The sequence below is a fragment of the Halomonas sp. BL6 genome, from assembly GCF_006228115.1.
Lineage (GTDB): Bacteria > Pseudomonadota > Gammaproteobacteria > Pseudomonadales > Halomonadaceae > Vreelandella > Vreelandella piezotolerans.
In genome coordinates this window covers 255,412-268,283 of record NZ_VDGL01000004.1, presented here as the reverse complement: position 1 = coordinate 268,283, position 12,872 = coordinate 255,412, and the positions used below count along the sequence as shown (strand labels likewise).

Annotated in this window: 12 protein-coding genes; 4 read left to right on the top strand and 8 right to left on the bottom strand. The window is 59.4% G+C overall.

Going from position 1 to position 12,872, the window contains the following annotated elements:
* Window positions 1-51: 51 nt before the first annotated feature.
* Genes FHJ80_RS10730 through FHJ80_RS10715 form a run of 4 tightly spaced genes read right to left on the bottom strand, consistent with a single transcriptional unit; the run spans window position 52 to window position 3,137 of the window.
* A complete protein-coding gene (locus tag FHJ80_RS10730) occupies window positions 52-654 on the bottom strand; it encodes a nucleoside triphosphate pyrophosphatase (protein ID WP_139527150.1) in 603 nt (200 codons plus the stop codon).
* Complete coding sequence (gene mreD, locus FHJ80_RS10725) at window positions 647-1,135, bottom strand: rod shape-determining protein MreD (RefSeq protein WP_139527149.1); 489 nt, start codon at window positions 1,133-1,135, stop codon at window positions 647-649. The genes FHJ80_RS10730 and mreD overlap by 8 nt, the downstream gene beginning before the upstream one ends.
* Window positions 1,135-2,076, bottom strand: coding sequence for a rod shape-determining protein MreC (mreC, locus tag FHJ80_RS10720; RefSeq protein WP_139527148.1), 942 nt, complete (start codon window positions 2,074-2,076; stop codon window positions 1,135-1,137). The genes mreD and mreC overlap by 1 nt, the downstream gene beginning before the upstream one ends.
* A gap of 23 nt (window positions 2,077-2,099) precedes the next feature.
* The gene (locus FHJ80_RS10715; RefSeq protein ID WP_018915723.1) at window positions 2,100-3,137 is read right to left on the bottom strand and encodes a rod shape-determining protein; all 1,038 of its coding nucleotides are present in this window, start codon (window positions 3,135-3,137) and stop codon (window positions 2,100-2,102) included.
* Window positions 3,138-3,366: 229 nt separating this feature from the next.
* Here FHJ80_RS10715 and gatC point away from each other — a divergent pair, with 229 nt between their 5' ends.
* The 3 genes from gatC to gatB are packed head-to-tail and all read left to right on the top strand — an operon-like array spanning window position 3,367 to window position 6,628.
* A complete protein-coding gene (gene gatC, locus FHJ80_RS10710; protein WP_139527147.1) occupies window positions 3,367-3,654 on the top strand; it encodes an Asp-tRNA(Asn)/Glu-tRNA(Gln) amidotransferase subunit GatC in 288 nt (95 codons plus the stop codon).
* Window positions 3,655-3,713: 59 nt separating this feature from the next.
* Window positions 3,714-5,174 (top strand): Asp-tRNA(Asn)/Glu-tRNA(Gln) amidotransferase subunit GatA, encoded by a 1,461-nt coding sequence (gene gatA / locus FHJ80_RS10705; protein ID WP_139527146.1) that lies wholly within the window; start codon window positions 3,714-3,716, stop codon window positions 5,172-5,174.
* Window positions 5,174-6,628, top strand: a complete 1,455-nt coding sequence (gatB, locus tag FHJ80_RS10700; RefSeq protein WP_139527145.1) for an Asp-tRNA(Asn)/Glu-tRNA(Gln) amidotransferase subunit GatB — start codon at window positions 5,174-5,176, stop codon at window positions 6,626-6,628. Before gatA ends, gatB begins: the two co-directional genes overlap by 1 nt.
* A 74-nt stretch (window positions 6,629-6,702) precedes the next feature.
* On the opposite strand, the gene sixA is transcribed toward gatB, so the two are convergent.
* The 4 genes from sixA to FHJ80_RS10680 form a co-directional block, all read right to left on the bottom strand.
* Window positions 6,703-7,209, bottom strand: coding sequence for a phosphohistidine phosphatase SixA (gene sixA, locus FHJ80_RS10695; protein WP_139527144.1), 507 nt, complete (start codon window positions 7,207-7,209; stop codon window positions 6,703-6,705).
* Window positions 7,202-8,293, bottom strand: a complete 1,092-nt coding sequence (locus tag FHJ80_RS10690; protein WP_139527143.1) for an NAD(P)H-dependent glycerol-3-phosphate dehydrogenase — start codon at window positions 8,291-8,293, stop codon at window positions 7,202-7,204. Before FHJ80_RS10690 ends, sixA begins: the two co-directional genes overlap by 8 nt.
* 127 nt (window positions 8,294-8,420) lie before the next feature.
* The gene (htpG, locus tag FHJ80_RS10685) at window positions 8,421-10,325 is read right to left on the bottom strand and encodes a molecular chaperone HtpG (protein WP_139527142.1); all 1,905 of its coding nucleotides are present in this window, start codon (window positions 10,323-10,325) and stop codon (window positions 8,421-8,423) included.
* Window positions 10,326-10,423: 98 nt separating this feature from the next.
* Window positions 10,424-10,771 carry a YkvA family protein gene (locus FHJ80_RS10680; protein WP_139527141.1) on the bottom strand — a complete coding sequence of 116 codons (348 nt, stop codon included), beginning with the start codon at window positions 10,769-10,771 and terminating at the stop codon, window positions 10,424-10,426.
* Window positions 10,772-10,888: 117 nt separating this feature from the next.
* On the opposite strand from FHJ80_RS10680, the gene FHJ80_RS10675 reads away from it, so the two are divergent.
* The gene (locus FHJ80_RS10675; protein ID WP_139527140.1) at window positions 10,889-12,838 is read left to right on the top strand and encodes a transglycosylase SLT domain-containing protein; all 1,950 of its coding nucleotides are present in this window, start codon (window positions 10,889-10,891) and stop codon (window positions 12,836-12,838) included.
* Window positions 12,839-12,872: the final 34 nt, after the last annotated feature.

Below are 12,872 nucleotides of genomic sequence, written 5' to 3'. Positions count from 1 at the left end.
CCTTATTGGGTGTCCAATTCCTTGCCAGCGCAGCGGGCGATGAGTCGGTGGTTACGTAAGATAACGGCCCGCCCAAATGGGAACCCCTTGCTGGCGAAGCAAGCGCGTGGTTTCAAAAAGAGGCAGTCCTACCACGGCGGAATGACTGCCCTGAATTCGTTCGATAAAAATAGCGGCTAGCCCCTGGATGGCATACCCGCCCGCTTTATCGACAGGTTCACCGGTATGCCAATAGCATTCGATCTCGTCTGCCGTTAACGCGCGCATGATGACCTCGGTGGTCACACAGCAGGAGAGTATACCCCGCGACCCGCTGACCGCTACTGCCGTGAGTACTCGGTGCGACCGCCCTGCTAACAGCGATAACATATCAGCCGCGTGCTGCTGGTCGCGCGGCTTGCCCAGAATCGTATCGTCGACGACCACCGCCGTGTCCGACCCTAGCACGGGCAGCGTGGTTTCCCCCGTCGCTGCCTCTGCCTTGGCAATGGCCAGCCGCTCTACATAAGCGGCGGGGGATTCTCCCTCGATGGGCGTTTCATCGACGTTACTGGGCATGACGGTGACGGGCACGCCGATCGACGCGAGCAGCGCCTGGCGTCGCGGTGAAGCAGAGGCCAAGCAGAGCACGGGAGTCGTGGCAACGTCACGCATTGGCCATGCGCCGTTCGATGGCGTGGAACATCGTCGCCAGCCAAGGCCACAGCAGCGCGCTCACCAGCGAAGGAATCAAGAAAGAGAGGTGGATCGAGAAGTCGCCGGTCAACGTGCGCAGCCACTGCTCGATGAGCTGAACCAACCCCAGCAGCACCAGCACCAGCACCGATTGCTGTACCAACGAGTAAGCGCGAAAACGGGGATAGACCAGCGCCGCTAAAAACGCCAGTAACGACAGGATGAGCGCGTGCTGCCCTAGTGCCGTCCCCTCGATGAGATCCATCAATAGGCCAAATACGAAGCCATGAAAGACACCAACCCTATCAGGGGCACGCATGCACCAGTAGATGAGCATGAGCCCCACCCATTCGGGGCGAAACACTTGCCAACCATCAGCAAGTGGCATGACCTGCAGGCACAGCGCCAATACGAGACTGAGCCAGACCACCACGAGCGGTACCATCGGCGCACGTGCCATTAGCGCGCCTCCTCTTCGGACGGGGGGGCTGGTTGCCCAAGCCGCTGAGCAGCATGGAGCGCGTCGGCTGAAATCTCCATGGACTCATCCCAAATAGACGGATCCAACTCTTCGCGGGGAGGTGGAAAAAGCAGCAAAAAATGTCGCGAACGCTGGAGCTGGGCAGATGGTTCAGCGACCACACGAGCAAACGGCTGGCCAGGATCGTGATAAACCTCAGTTACCCTCGCCACGGGGTAGCCCGGCGGAAAGCGCCCCGCCAATCCGGACGTGGTCAGCAGATCACCTTCACGGATATCGGCCGTATCCGGTACGTGAAGCACGTTCACACTGCCGTAGCGGCCAGTGCCCTGAACGATGAAGCGCAGACCGTTGCGATTGACCTGGACCGGCAGCGCGTGGCTGGCATCGGCCAGCAACAAGACCCGACTCGAGTATGCCGAGACGGCCGTCACCTGGCCGACGAGTCCTGATGCATCGATCACCGGCTGCCCCACGTAGGCACCGTTACGATGCCCACGGTCGACCACCATCTGATGGCTAAAAGGGTCGTTGTCCAACGACAGCAGTTCCGCCGTCATATAGGGAATGTCCCGCCGCTCGGCGGCGCCCAGCAGTTGGCGCAGCTCCGCGTTCTCAGCAGTCAAATTCGCCAAGCGTTGACCACGGTGGGAAAGTGTCAATATTTGCTCGCGCAAGCGTCGATTTTCATCCACCAGCGCCTGCTGGTCGGAGAGCGCCAGCGCCCCCCAGTTCAGCAGATCGCTGGGCACACTAACCGCCCACTGAATGGGTGCAACGATCGTGGTCATTTGGGCGCGCAGATCTTCCATGCGAGTGAAACGGTGGTCGACAAACATCAATGCGCTTGCCGCCACAACACAGAAGAATAGCCGGTAACCGGGTAGCAGCCCGTGTGAAAACAGCGGTTTGATAGGCAATCCCCCGCGATAAACCGCTGCGATCAGTCGCTCGACAGCAACTCAAACGTGTGCTGATCGATCATCTCCAATGCCTTGCCGCCACCACGTGCAACGCAGGTCAGCGGATCTTCCGCCACGATCACCGGCAAGCCGGTCTCTTCGGCGATCAACTTATCCAGGTCACGCAGCAGCGCGCCACCGCCGGTCAGCACCAAGCCGCGCTCGGCGATATCCGAGGCCAGCTCGGGTGGAGACTGCTCCAGCGCGCTCTTGACGGCGGCTACGATAGAGCCCAGCGTCTCTTGCAGTGCTTCGAGAATTTCGTGGGAGTTCAAGGTAAAGCTGCGTGGAATACCCTCGGCAAGGTTACGGCCACGCACATCGATCTCGCGCAGCTCGCCACCTGGATAAGCACAGCCAATCTCTTCTTTGATACGCTCGGCCGTCGCTTCACCAATCAGGCTGCCATAGTGACGGCGCACGTACGCGGTGATCGCCTCATCAAAACGGTCACCGCCTACGCGGATCGATTCTGAATATACGACCCCGTTGAGCGATATGATCGCAATTTCCGTGGTGCCCCCACCGATATCCACGACCATCGAGCCCTGCGCTTCTTCCACCGGCAAGCCAGCACCGATCGCTGCCGCCATGGGCTCTTCGATCAGGAACACTTCACGCGCGCCGGCGCCTTCTGCCGATTCACGAATGGCGCGTCGCTCCACCTGCGTCGACATGCAGGGCACGCAGACTAGAACGCGCGGACTGGGGGTGAGGAACGTACTTTGATGCACTTTGCGGATGAAGTGCTGAAGCATCTGCTCGGTAACGGTGAAGTCGGCGATGACACCGTCTTTCATCGGACGAATGGCCGTAATATTGCCAGGCGTGCGACCAAGCATGCGCTTGGCATCGGCACCCACCGAGGCGACGCTGCGCATGTTGCCAGACTGGCGGATGGCGACTACGGACGGTTCATCGAGCACGATGCCACGACCGCGTACATAAATCAGTGTGTTGGCCGTACCCAAGTCGATCGACAGATCGCTGGAAAACAGCCCCCTCAAACGTTTGAACATGGATGTTGTTACCTAGTGCAGACCGGGAACCCTGTGCGGATGCAAACGGTATCACCGCAACCCCTTGGCAGCAAGCACGAGTCGTCCCGAACACTGCCCGCCAAGGCCAATATGTGGTACCTTTTGCGGCTATTTTCCACGTCTGCTCCGTCAGACGAATTTAAGATGACCGTACGTATACCGCTCAAAGCGAAATATGTTCCATCACCATTGCGAGGAAACCTCGATCATGGCGCTTGAAGAATCTCATGTGCGCCGGGCCGCACACTTGGCCCGACTCGCCGTTAGCGACGACCAAGCCAGCGGCTTCGTCGACGATCTTAGCCGCATTCTGGACATGGTCGACCAGCTCCAGAGCCTGAACACCGAAGGCGTCGCGCCGCTGTCCCATCCGCTCGATGCGACCCAGCGCCTTCGCGCCGACGAGGTCACCGAAACGAATCAGCGCGATACGTTCCAACACTGCGCCCCGGCAGTGGAAAACGGCCTTTATCTGGTCCCGCGCGTGGTCGAATAAGCCGCGCTCATCGTTCGTTTCCACTCCTTCCATCCGCCTCTGAACGGAGCTTCCGGGTCATGCATGACAAAACCGTAACGCAGCTCGCCGCCGCCTTAGACAGTGGTGAACTCTCCTGCCGAGAGCTGACGTCTCATTTTTTACAGCGCATCGAGAAAACCGACGACCAGCTGAATAGCTTCATTACCGTGACCGCCGAGCAGGCGCTCATAAAAGCCGACGCCGCTGATAAAGCACGAGCCAGCGGTAAAGCAGGCAAGCTCACCGGAATTCCTCTAGCGCTAAAAGATATTTTTTGTACCCAAGGCGTGAAAACTAGCTGCGGCTCCAAAATGCTCGATAACTTTATCGCGCCTTACGATGCCACCGTGGTCGAAAAACTGAGCGCTGCAGGCACCATTAGCCTGGGTAAAACCAATATGGATGAGTTCGCCATGGGCTCTTCCAACGAAAACAGCCACTACGGTGCCGTCAAAAATCCTTGGGATCTCTCAGCCGTGCCCGGTGGAAGCTCGGGCGGTAGCGCTGCTGCCGTGGCTGCCGGGCTCGTACCCGCGGCTATGGGCACCGACACCGGCGGCTCCATACGCCAGCCAGCAGCATTTTGTGGCATTACCGGTCTGAAGCCCACTTACGGACGTGTCTCTCGTTACGGCATGATCGCCTACGCCTCCAGTCTCGACCAGGCAGGCCCCATGGCACGCACTGCCGAAGATTGTGCGCACCTGATGAACGTGATTGCCGGTCACGATGTACGCGACTCCACCAGCGTCGCCCGTGGCGTGCCGGACTACACCGAGACGCTCAACGCCCCGCTCTCTGGCCTCAAAATCGGCCTACCGACGGAGTATTTTGGTGACGGCCTGGACCCCGAGGTCGAGAAGGCCGTTCGTGACGCGGTGAAAGTGTATGAATCGCTGGGCGCTTCGGTGCGCGACGTCAGCTTGCCGCACACCCACTACGCGATTCCGGCTTACTACGTCATCGCCCCTGCCGAGGCCTCGTCGAACCTATCGCGCTTCGACGGCGTGCGTTTTGGTCATCGCTGCGATGCGCCTGCGGATCTCGTCGACCTCTACACCCGCTCACGGGCGGAAGGGTTCGGTGAAGAGGTGAAACGCCGCATTCTCATTGGCACCCACACGCTATCGGAAGGCTTCTTCGACGCCTACTACACCAAAGCGCAGCAGGTTCGTCGCTTGATTCGTCAAGATTTTCTCGATGCTTTCGAGGATGTCGACGTGCTCATGGGCCCCGCCTCACCGACGCCTGCCTTCGACCTGGGTGCCAAGAAAGACCCGGTTTCCATGTATTTGCAAGACATCTACACCATCGCCGTCAACCTGGCAGGCATCCCAGGTATTAGCGTTCCCGCTGGCTTTGCTGGTGGCCGCCCGGTAGGCCTGCAGATTCTGGGCACCCACTTTGCCGAAGCGCAGCTGCTCAACGTTGCTCACCAGTTCCAGCAAGCGACCGACTGGCACCTTCAACTGCCTGCTTTTGCCGAGGAGAACGCCTAATGCAATGGGAAACCGTGATCGGGCTCGAGGTCCACGTTCAGCTCGCAACGCGCTCTAAGATCTTTTCCGGCGCCTCCACTGCGTTTGGCGCCGAGCCGAACACCCAGGCCTGCGCCGTCGACTTGGGCCTGCCGGGCGTGCTGCCGGTGCTCAATGAGCAGGCCGTCGCCATGGCCGTGCAGTTTGGCCTCGCCGTCCACGCCGAGATCCCTGAAGTCTCGGTGTTCGACCGTAAGAATTACTTCTATCCAGATTTGCCGAAGGGCTACCAAACCAGTCAGATGTACCACCCCATCGTGGGCGCGGGTGAAGTCGAGATCACGCTGGATGACGACACCACCAAACGGATTCGTATTCACCACGCCCACCTGGAAGAGGACGCCGGCAAATCGCTGCACGAAGACTTCCACGGCATGACCGGGATCGACCTGAACCGGGCGGGCACGCCGCTTTTAGAGATCGTCTCCGAGCCGGACATGCGCAGCGCCAAAGAAGCCGCCGCCTATCTAAAAGCGATTCACTCCATCGTGACCTACCTGGGTATTTCCGATGGCAACATGGCCGAGGGCTCGATGCGCTGCGACGTCAACGTGTCGGTACGTCCAAAAGGCCAAGACGCGTTTGGCACCCGGGCGGAGATCAAGAACGTCAACTCCTTCCGCTTCGTCGAGCGCGCCATTGCGTTCGAAGTCGAGCGGCAGATCGAGCTTATCGAAGATGGCGGTAAAGTCGTCCAAGAGACTCGCCTGTTCGATCCAGAGCGTGACGAGACCCGCAGCATGCGGACCAAGGAAGAAGCCAACGACTACCGCTACTTCCCCTGCCCCGACCTGCTACCGGTGGTGTTGGACCAGGCCTATCTGGACCACCTGCGCAGCCAACTGCCGGAACTGCCCGCCGACAAGCGCGCCCGTTTCCAGAGCGAACTAGGCCTCTCGGCGTACGACGCCAACGTGCTGTCGGCCAGCCGTGACATGGCGGAGTTCTTCGAAGAAGTGCATCGCGTCTGTGGCGACGCCAAGCAGGCAGCCAATTGGGTACAGGGCGAGCTCTCTGGTGCATTGAATCGGGAGAACCTGAGCATTCAACACAGTCCGGTATCCGCCCAACAGCTGGGTGAGTTGATCAGCCGCGTACTGGACGACACCATCAACGGTAAGGCAGCGAAGCAGGTCTTCCAAGCGCTTTGGAACGGCCAGGGCGAGAGCGCAGATGCCGTCATCGAGGCCAAAGGCCTAAAACAGGTCACCGACACCGGCGCCATCGAAGCAATGATCGACCAAGTCATTGCCGAAAGCCCGGCACAGGTGGCGCAGTACCGTGACTCCGAGCCGGAGAAACGCGGCAAGATGATTGGCTACTTCGTGGGCCAGGTGATGAAAGCCTCACGCGGCACCGCCAACCCCCAGCAGGTCAACGGCTTGTTGAAAGAGAAGCTGGATGCGCTGCTCTAGCCACGGCTAGTCGGCACGGCCATCAACCAAAAGCGGCTGCCTCGGCAGCCGCTTTTTTGGTCTCGAGCGTCTCGTTAAGCCAGTTGACTCGGCTGAGTAAAACGCTTGAGCTGCGCGCAGCCTGCCGCCCAGACGTCAGCCTCTAGCTCGGCAATGGCCGCCGTGGGAAAGCCAACGCCCTGGCTTGGCGCGCCTTCGACCAACAGCCCAGCCAAGTCGCCCACCAGCGGCATGTGGCTAACCAGCATGATCGGCGAGTCAACGGGATGCCTGAGCAGCCAGTCGCTGACATCGCCGGGCGGATCTTCCGGGGTAATGAAGGACAGCGTATTGAGGGGTGCGCCCAGGGCATCGCTGATTCGCTGGGCGGTTTGCTGAGCACGGACGTAAGGGCTGGCGTAGAGCGTTGGCCTAGACAGCTCGCCTTGATCGATACGCGTCGCCAGCCAGCGAGCCATGGTCTCGGCCTCGTGCTCCCCCCTGGGCGTCAGCGGCCGGGCGTGGTCTGGAAAACCTGGCGCGGCTTCGCCATGACGCATGATCAATACGCTGCAACTACCTTGCTGTCGGTGGCTATTCATGGGAACCTCCGCTGCCTTGCTGATCCTGATGAGCCTGCTCGCGATGCGCCTGCTGGACCGCTTCGCGGGGCAGAATGAACTCCACGTCGCTACTCTGCTCGCCCATCATGAGCGTTCCCGCCATGTCCTCGGCAGGCACGCCTTCGAAGAGCACACGATTCAACCCTTCGGCCAACGGCATATAAACCCCCATCTCGCGCGCTTTTGCGCAGACCAGCTTGACGGTATTGACGCCTTCCGCCACTTGGCCAAGCGCAGCCACCGCTTCCTCTAACGACAGCCCCGTACCCAGTGCATTGCCCACGCGGTAATTGCGCGACAAGTTAGACGAGCAAGTGACGATCAGGTCGCCCACGCCTGCCAAACCAAGAAACGTCATGGGGTTGGCCCCCTGGGCAACGGCGAAACGGCTCATCTCGGCCAGCGCTCGGGTCATCAGCATGCTGCGGGTGTTCTCCCCCATCCCCAGCGCCGCGGCCATGCCCGCTGCAATGGCGTAAATATTCTTTAATGCGCCCCCCAGCTCCACGCCGTGACGATCATTACTGGCGTAAACGCGGAAATAGCGACAGCCCAGCACTTGCTGTACTCGAGTGCGCGTTAGCGCATCCGCACTGGCGATCACCGTGGCGGTCAACTGCTTGTCAGCAATCTCGGAGGCCAAATTAGGCCCTGCAATGACGCCAATATGGGGGAAGCCGGTCTCTTGCTCCAGCACTTGGCTCATCAGTAAAAAGCCATCTTGCTCAACCCCTTTGGTGGTGCTGACCAGGATTTGTTCGGGCGAGAGCCAAGGCTTGGCCGCTTGCACCACGCTGCGAAACGCTTTTGACGGGATGGCAATCAGCACCAGTTCGGCACCCGTCAGCACCGTTTTCAAGTCGGTCGATGCGGTGACGGCAGGGTTGATCGCATAGTCGGGAAGATAGCGGCCGTTGCGGTGCTCTCGGTTGATCTGCTCGACCAGCGCCTCGTCGCGCAACCATTGACGCACGTTAGCGCCATTGTCGGCAGCGATACTGGCCAGCGCGGTACCAAAACTCCCGCCCCCCAGCACCGCGACGTTACTTTGCTGCTCTGCCATAGCCATGTCCTGAGTTCTTTTACGTAACGGTGGGCCTTAACACCCCCCATTTTGATAAGCACTACCTTAACAAAACAAGCGGCCCGCTTGGTTGACCAAGCGGGCCGCGACTAGCGAGCTTAGGACATTAAGCCGTCAACACACTATTGAGACGCTTCACGTAGGCAGCCGGGTCGTCCAGATGACCGCCCTCGGCAATGATCGCCTGATCCAGAAGGATGTGGGCTAACTGGCCAAATAGATCACCCTCTGCATTTTCCAAACGGGCCACTAGGGCATGGTTGGGGTTGAGCTCGAGGATGGGTTTCACATCCGGGAGTTTTTGCCCGGCCGCTTCCATGATACGGCGCATCTGATAGCCCATTTCGTGCTCGGGCAACACCACGCAAGCGGGCGAATCGGTCAGACGATGGGTGATTTTGACCTCTTGAACGCCATCGCTCAGCGCTTCTTTGACGCGCTTTACGAGATCTTCCTTCGCCTTGGCCGTCTCTTCCTGGGCTTTTTTCTCGGCTTCGTCCTCGACGTCCCCAAGATCCAGCTCACCTTTTGCCACATCGGCAAAGGACTTGCCGTCAAATTCTGTCAGATGGCTCATCAGCCACTCGTCGATCCGATCAGAGAGCAGCAGCACTTCGATGCCTTTCTTGCGGAAAATCTCCAGGTGCGGGCTGTTTTTCGCTGCATTGAAGCTATCCGCCACCACGTAGTAGATCTTCTTCTGGCCCTCTTTCATACGTTCGACGTAATCCGCCAGAGAGTGTTCTTGCGTGGCGGTATCGGTATGGGTAGAGGCGAAACGCAGGAGGCCAGCGACTTTTTCGCGGTTAGCGAAGTCTTCACCTGGGCCCTCTTTCAGCACACTGCCAAAGGTATTCCAGAACGTTTGATACTGCTCGCTATCTTTGGACAGTTTCTTGAGCATGTCCAGCGCACGCTTGGTGAGCGCCCCTTTGATCTTGTCGACCTTGGGATCTTGCTGCAGCAACTCACGGGAGACGTTCAATGAGAGATCGCGCGTATCCAGCACACCCTTGATGAAACGCAGGTAGAGGGGCAGGAACTGCTCGGCATCATCCATGATGAAGACACGTTGCACGTAAAGCTTCACACCGCGCGAGCCGTCACGGTCGAACATGTCGAACGGTGCGCGGCCCGGCACGTAGAGCAAGCTGGTGTACTCGAGCTTACCCTCGACTTTGTTGTGACTCCAGGTAAGCGGGTCACTGAAGTCGTGGGCAACGTGCTTGTAGAACGCCTTATACTCGTCGTCGCTGACCTCGCTCTTCGGGCGCGCCCACAGCGCGGTAGCTTCGTTGACGGTTTCCCACGTCGTCACTTCGCTACCTTCGATCTCGTTACCGTCGTCATCCTTGGCGGTTTCGACCTTGGGCATACGCACCGGCACTTCGATGTGATCAGAGTACTTGCGCACCAAGCTTTGCAGGCGGTAGTCGTCGGCGAACTCTTTTGCATCGTCTTTTAAATGCAGAGTGATTTCCGTGCCGTGAGCGTCACGCTCGATGTCGGCAACGGTAAACTCGCCTTCGCCTTTGGAGCGCCACTCGACGCCTTCCGATGCGGCGGTGCCCGCTTTACGAGTACGTACGGCCACTTCGTCGGCCACGATGAAGCCCGAATAGAAACCAACCCCGAACTGACCGATCAGCTTGGCATCTTTTTGCTGCTCGCCGGAGAGCTGCTTCAAAAACTCTGCCGTACCGGAACGCGCGATGGTGCCCAAGTTGGCAATCACATCTTCGCGGTTCATGCCGATACCATTATCGCGCAGCGTGATGGTGTTGGCGTCGCGGTCGTGCTCGATCTCGATACGCAGCTCGCTATCGCCTTCGTATAGAGCGTCGTTATCGAGTGCGGCATAGCGCAACTTGTCACAGGCATCGGCGGCGTTAGAAATCAGCTCGCGTAGAAAAATCTCCCGATTCGAGTACAGGGAGTGGATCATTAGATTCAGGAGCTGTTTGACTTCCGTCTGAAAGCCAAGAGTTTCTTCATGGGTCGCAGTGGTCATGCGCTTAGCCCTCATTGATCACGTGTTGCTTGACGCCTCTGCCCATAGGCAGAGGCGGAAAAGGTAGTGAACTCAATATGGGGATAAGCGAAGGGATTTCAAGAAGGTGTGTGTGAAGAAGCGGTGGCTGCCTCAGTAGCCGATTTCCAAGCGCGATAGTCGGCCAACTGCGTATCGACGCGGTTTAGTAACCAGCCCACGATCAATACGTCATCGACCACACCTAGCAGCACCAAAAAGTCGGGGATCAGATCGAATGGCATGACCAGGTAGGCCAACGCCAGCGCCATGGTGCCAAACGCAGACCAGGGAATCGGCCTGAAATCTCCTTTCAGCACATCGCGGGTCATGGGTAAAAATAGCTTGAGCGCACGGGCGATACGTTTAACGGCCCATACGCGTGTTTTCAATCGACGAAACAATCCCCAAACGGATAATCGTGCCATCGTTATCGAATCCTCTTAGTGTCACGATTGTCAGAACCTTATCTGTGCGTATAGTTCACTTGTCCGTATAGTTCACTATTGCGCCTTTGACCCTACCAGCGAGCAAGAGGGAGTGCCATGCCGGCTACGCCATTACGTTCTACCCTTCGCACTCTGTGCGCAGCAGCCATCATCGGCCTACCGACGGGGAGTTGGGCAGCCACTGATGACGCTATGCGTGATGCGCTCAACGCCGCACGCCAGCAGCAGTGGCAACACATCGATGAGCGCGCCATCGAAGGACACATACTCAGCGGTTATGTCACCTATCACCGCTTACGCAACCAGTTGCCCAACGTGGCCGCCAGTCAAGTGCTGCAGTTCATCGAACAGCATGCCGACTCTCCGCTATCGGAATGGATGCGCGGCCAAGCCATTGCCAAATATGGTCATGCAGGACGTTACGGCGATCTACTCACCGTTGCCGATGGCGAGCCTGCTGGAACGGCACGTCAGTGTTACTACTACATGGCGCTCATCGACCGTGCCCCAGAAGAGTCGCGCCGCGCAGGCTTGGCGCTTTGGCGAGTAGGCAGCTCACAGCCCGATGCCTGTGACCCTCTTTTCAACCGCCTACGGGCCGATGGCACTATCGATGCGACCGCCATCTGGGAACGCAAGATGCTAGCTTGGCAAGCGGGCGAATCGCGCCTGAGTAACTACCTAGGCGGACTGCTGAGCAGCGAGTGGCAAACGGCCCTCGACACGGTGGACGCGGTCAGCAACAACGCCAGGGCCATCACCAGCGCCCCCACCTGCCTAGGCCCGGAGTGCAGGGCCACGGCGGCTTTCTACCAAGCCGCCATGCAGCGCCTGACCCGAGACGACACGCCTACCGCTTTCGCCGCTTGGCAGCAGCTCTCGCCTCGCTTGAACTTGACGGCGCAAGAGCGCCAAGTCATCGAGGAAGAGCTAGCGTTTTACACCCTCGTTCGGGAGGTGCCCGGCACGCTCGGCTGGGTCGATAGCGTGCTGCCCTCGCTAGCCAGCGAGCGCGTACTGGAGCTGCGCGTGCGTCGCGCGCTGGCCGACCGCCAGTGGACCGACGTCGTACACTGGATTGCCGAAATGCCCGCGAGCCAGCAAGCGAGCAGTCGCTGGCAGTATTGGCTGGGGCGCGCCAACGAGCAGCTTGGCAACCCCGAGGCGGCCATGGCACGTTATCAGCAAGCAGCCACTGACCGCAGCTTCTACGGCTTCGCCGCCGCCGATAGAATCGACCAGCCTTACCGACTCAACAACGAGCGCCATCACTTCGACGAGGCTACCCGCGAGCAGACGGCACGACTACCGGTCGTGCAGCGCACCGAGGCGCTGCTGCGTATCGGTGAAGACGGTTTAGCCAACAGCGAGTGGCTTTACGCCATCGAGCACGGCACGCCCCAGCAAGCCCGCGCGCTGGCCGACTATGCCGCCCAGCAGCAGTGGCACGCACGGCTAGTACAAACCACCATTGCAGGCAAAATGTGGGACGCGCTGGAGTGGCGCTTTCCTCCCGCCTACCGCGAGAGCTTCCTTCAATGGGGCGCTCAAACAGGGGTAGACCCTTACCTATTAATGGCAATTACCCGCCGAGAAAGTGCGTACAACCCGGTGGCGCTCTCACCCGCAGGCGCTAGGGGCTTGATGCAGCTGATGCCCGGCACGGCCGCCCAAGTGAGCCGTCAACTGGGGCTGAACGACCCCGGTCCCTACGGCGTGCTGGATCCTGAGCTGAACATTCGCCTTGGAAGTACCTACTTGCGCGACAAGCTCGCGCGCTACCGAGGCAATCGTCTTGCGGCCACAGCTGCCTACAATGCAGGACCTGGACGCGTCGATCAGTGGTTAGGCACTCAGAGCATGGAGTCGTTCGATCTCTTCGTGGAGAGTATTCCATTTCGCGAGACACGCGATTACGTACAGGCAGTGCTGAGCTACCGGGTGATTTTTGAGAGCTTAGCCAACGGCGGTAGCAGCGATGGGGTCTCGCTACTCAACGAAAGCGAGCAGGCCGTGCGCTACGACCGCGCCCTCGTACAGCTCTAGTCCCAGCGACGCGTATCGCGATCCACCCACAACG

Coding starts and splice junctions, on each gene's coding strand:
- FHJ80_RS10730 (WP_139527150.1), bottom strand. CDS start 654: ATGCGTGACGTTGCCACGACTCCCGTGCTCTGCTTGGCCTCTGCTTCA.
- mreD (WP_139527149.1), bottom strand. CDS start 1,135: ATGGCACGTGCGCCGATGGTACCGCTCGTGGTGGTCTGGCTCAGTCTC.
- FHJ80_RS10715 (WP_018915723.1), bottom strand. CDS start 3,137: ATGTTCAAACGTTTGAGGGGGCTGTTTTCCAGCGATCTGTCGATCGAC.
- gatC (WP_139527147.1), top strand. CDS start 3,367: ATGGCGCTTGAAGAATCTCATGTGCGCCGGGCCGCACACTTGGCCCGA.
- gatA (WP_139527146.1), top strand. CDS start 3,714: ATGCATGACAAAACCGTAACGCAGCTCGCCGCCGCCTTAGACAGTGGT.
- gatB (WP_139527145.1), top strand. CDS start 5,174: ATGCAATGGGAAACCGTGATCGGGCTCGAGGTCCACGTTCAGCTCGCA.
- sixA (WP_139527144.1), bottom strand. CDS start 7,209: ATGAATAGCCACCGACAGCAAGGTAGTTGCAGCGTATTGATCATGCGT.
- FHJ80_RS10690 (WP_139527143.1), bottom strand. CDS start 8,293: ATGGCAGAGCAGCAAAGTAACGTCGCGGTGCTGGGGGGCGGGAGTTTT.
- htpG (WP_139527142.1), bottom strand. CDS start 10,325: ATGACCACTGCGACCCATGAAGAAACTCTTGGCTTTCAGACGGAAGTC.
- FHJ80_RS10680 (WP_139527141.1), bottom strand. CDS start 10,771: ATGGCACGATTATCCGTTTGGGGATTGTTTCGTCGATTGAAAACACGC.
- FHJ80_RS10675 (WP_139527140.1), top strand. CDS start 10,889: ATGCCGGCTACGCCATTACGTTCTACCCTTCGCACTCTGTGCGCAGCA.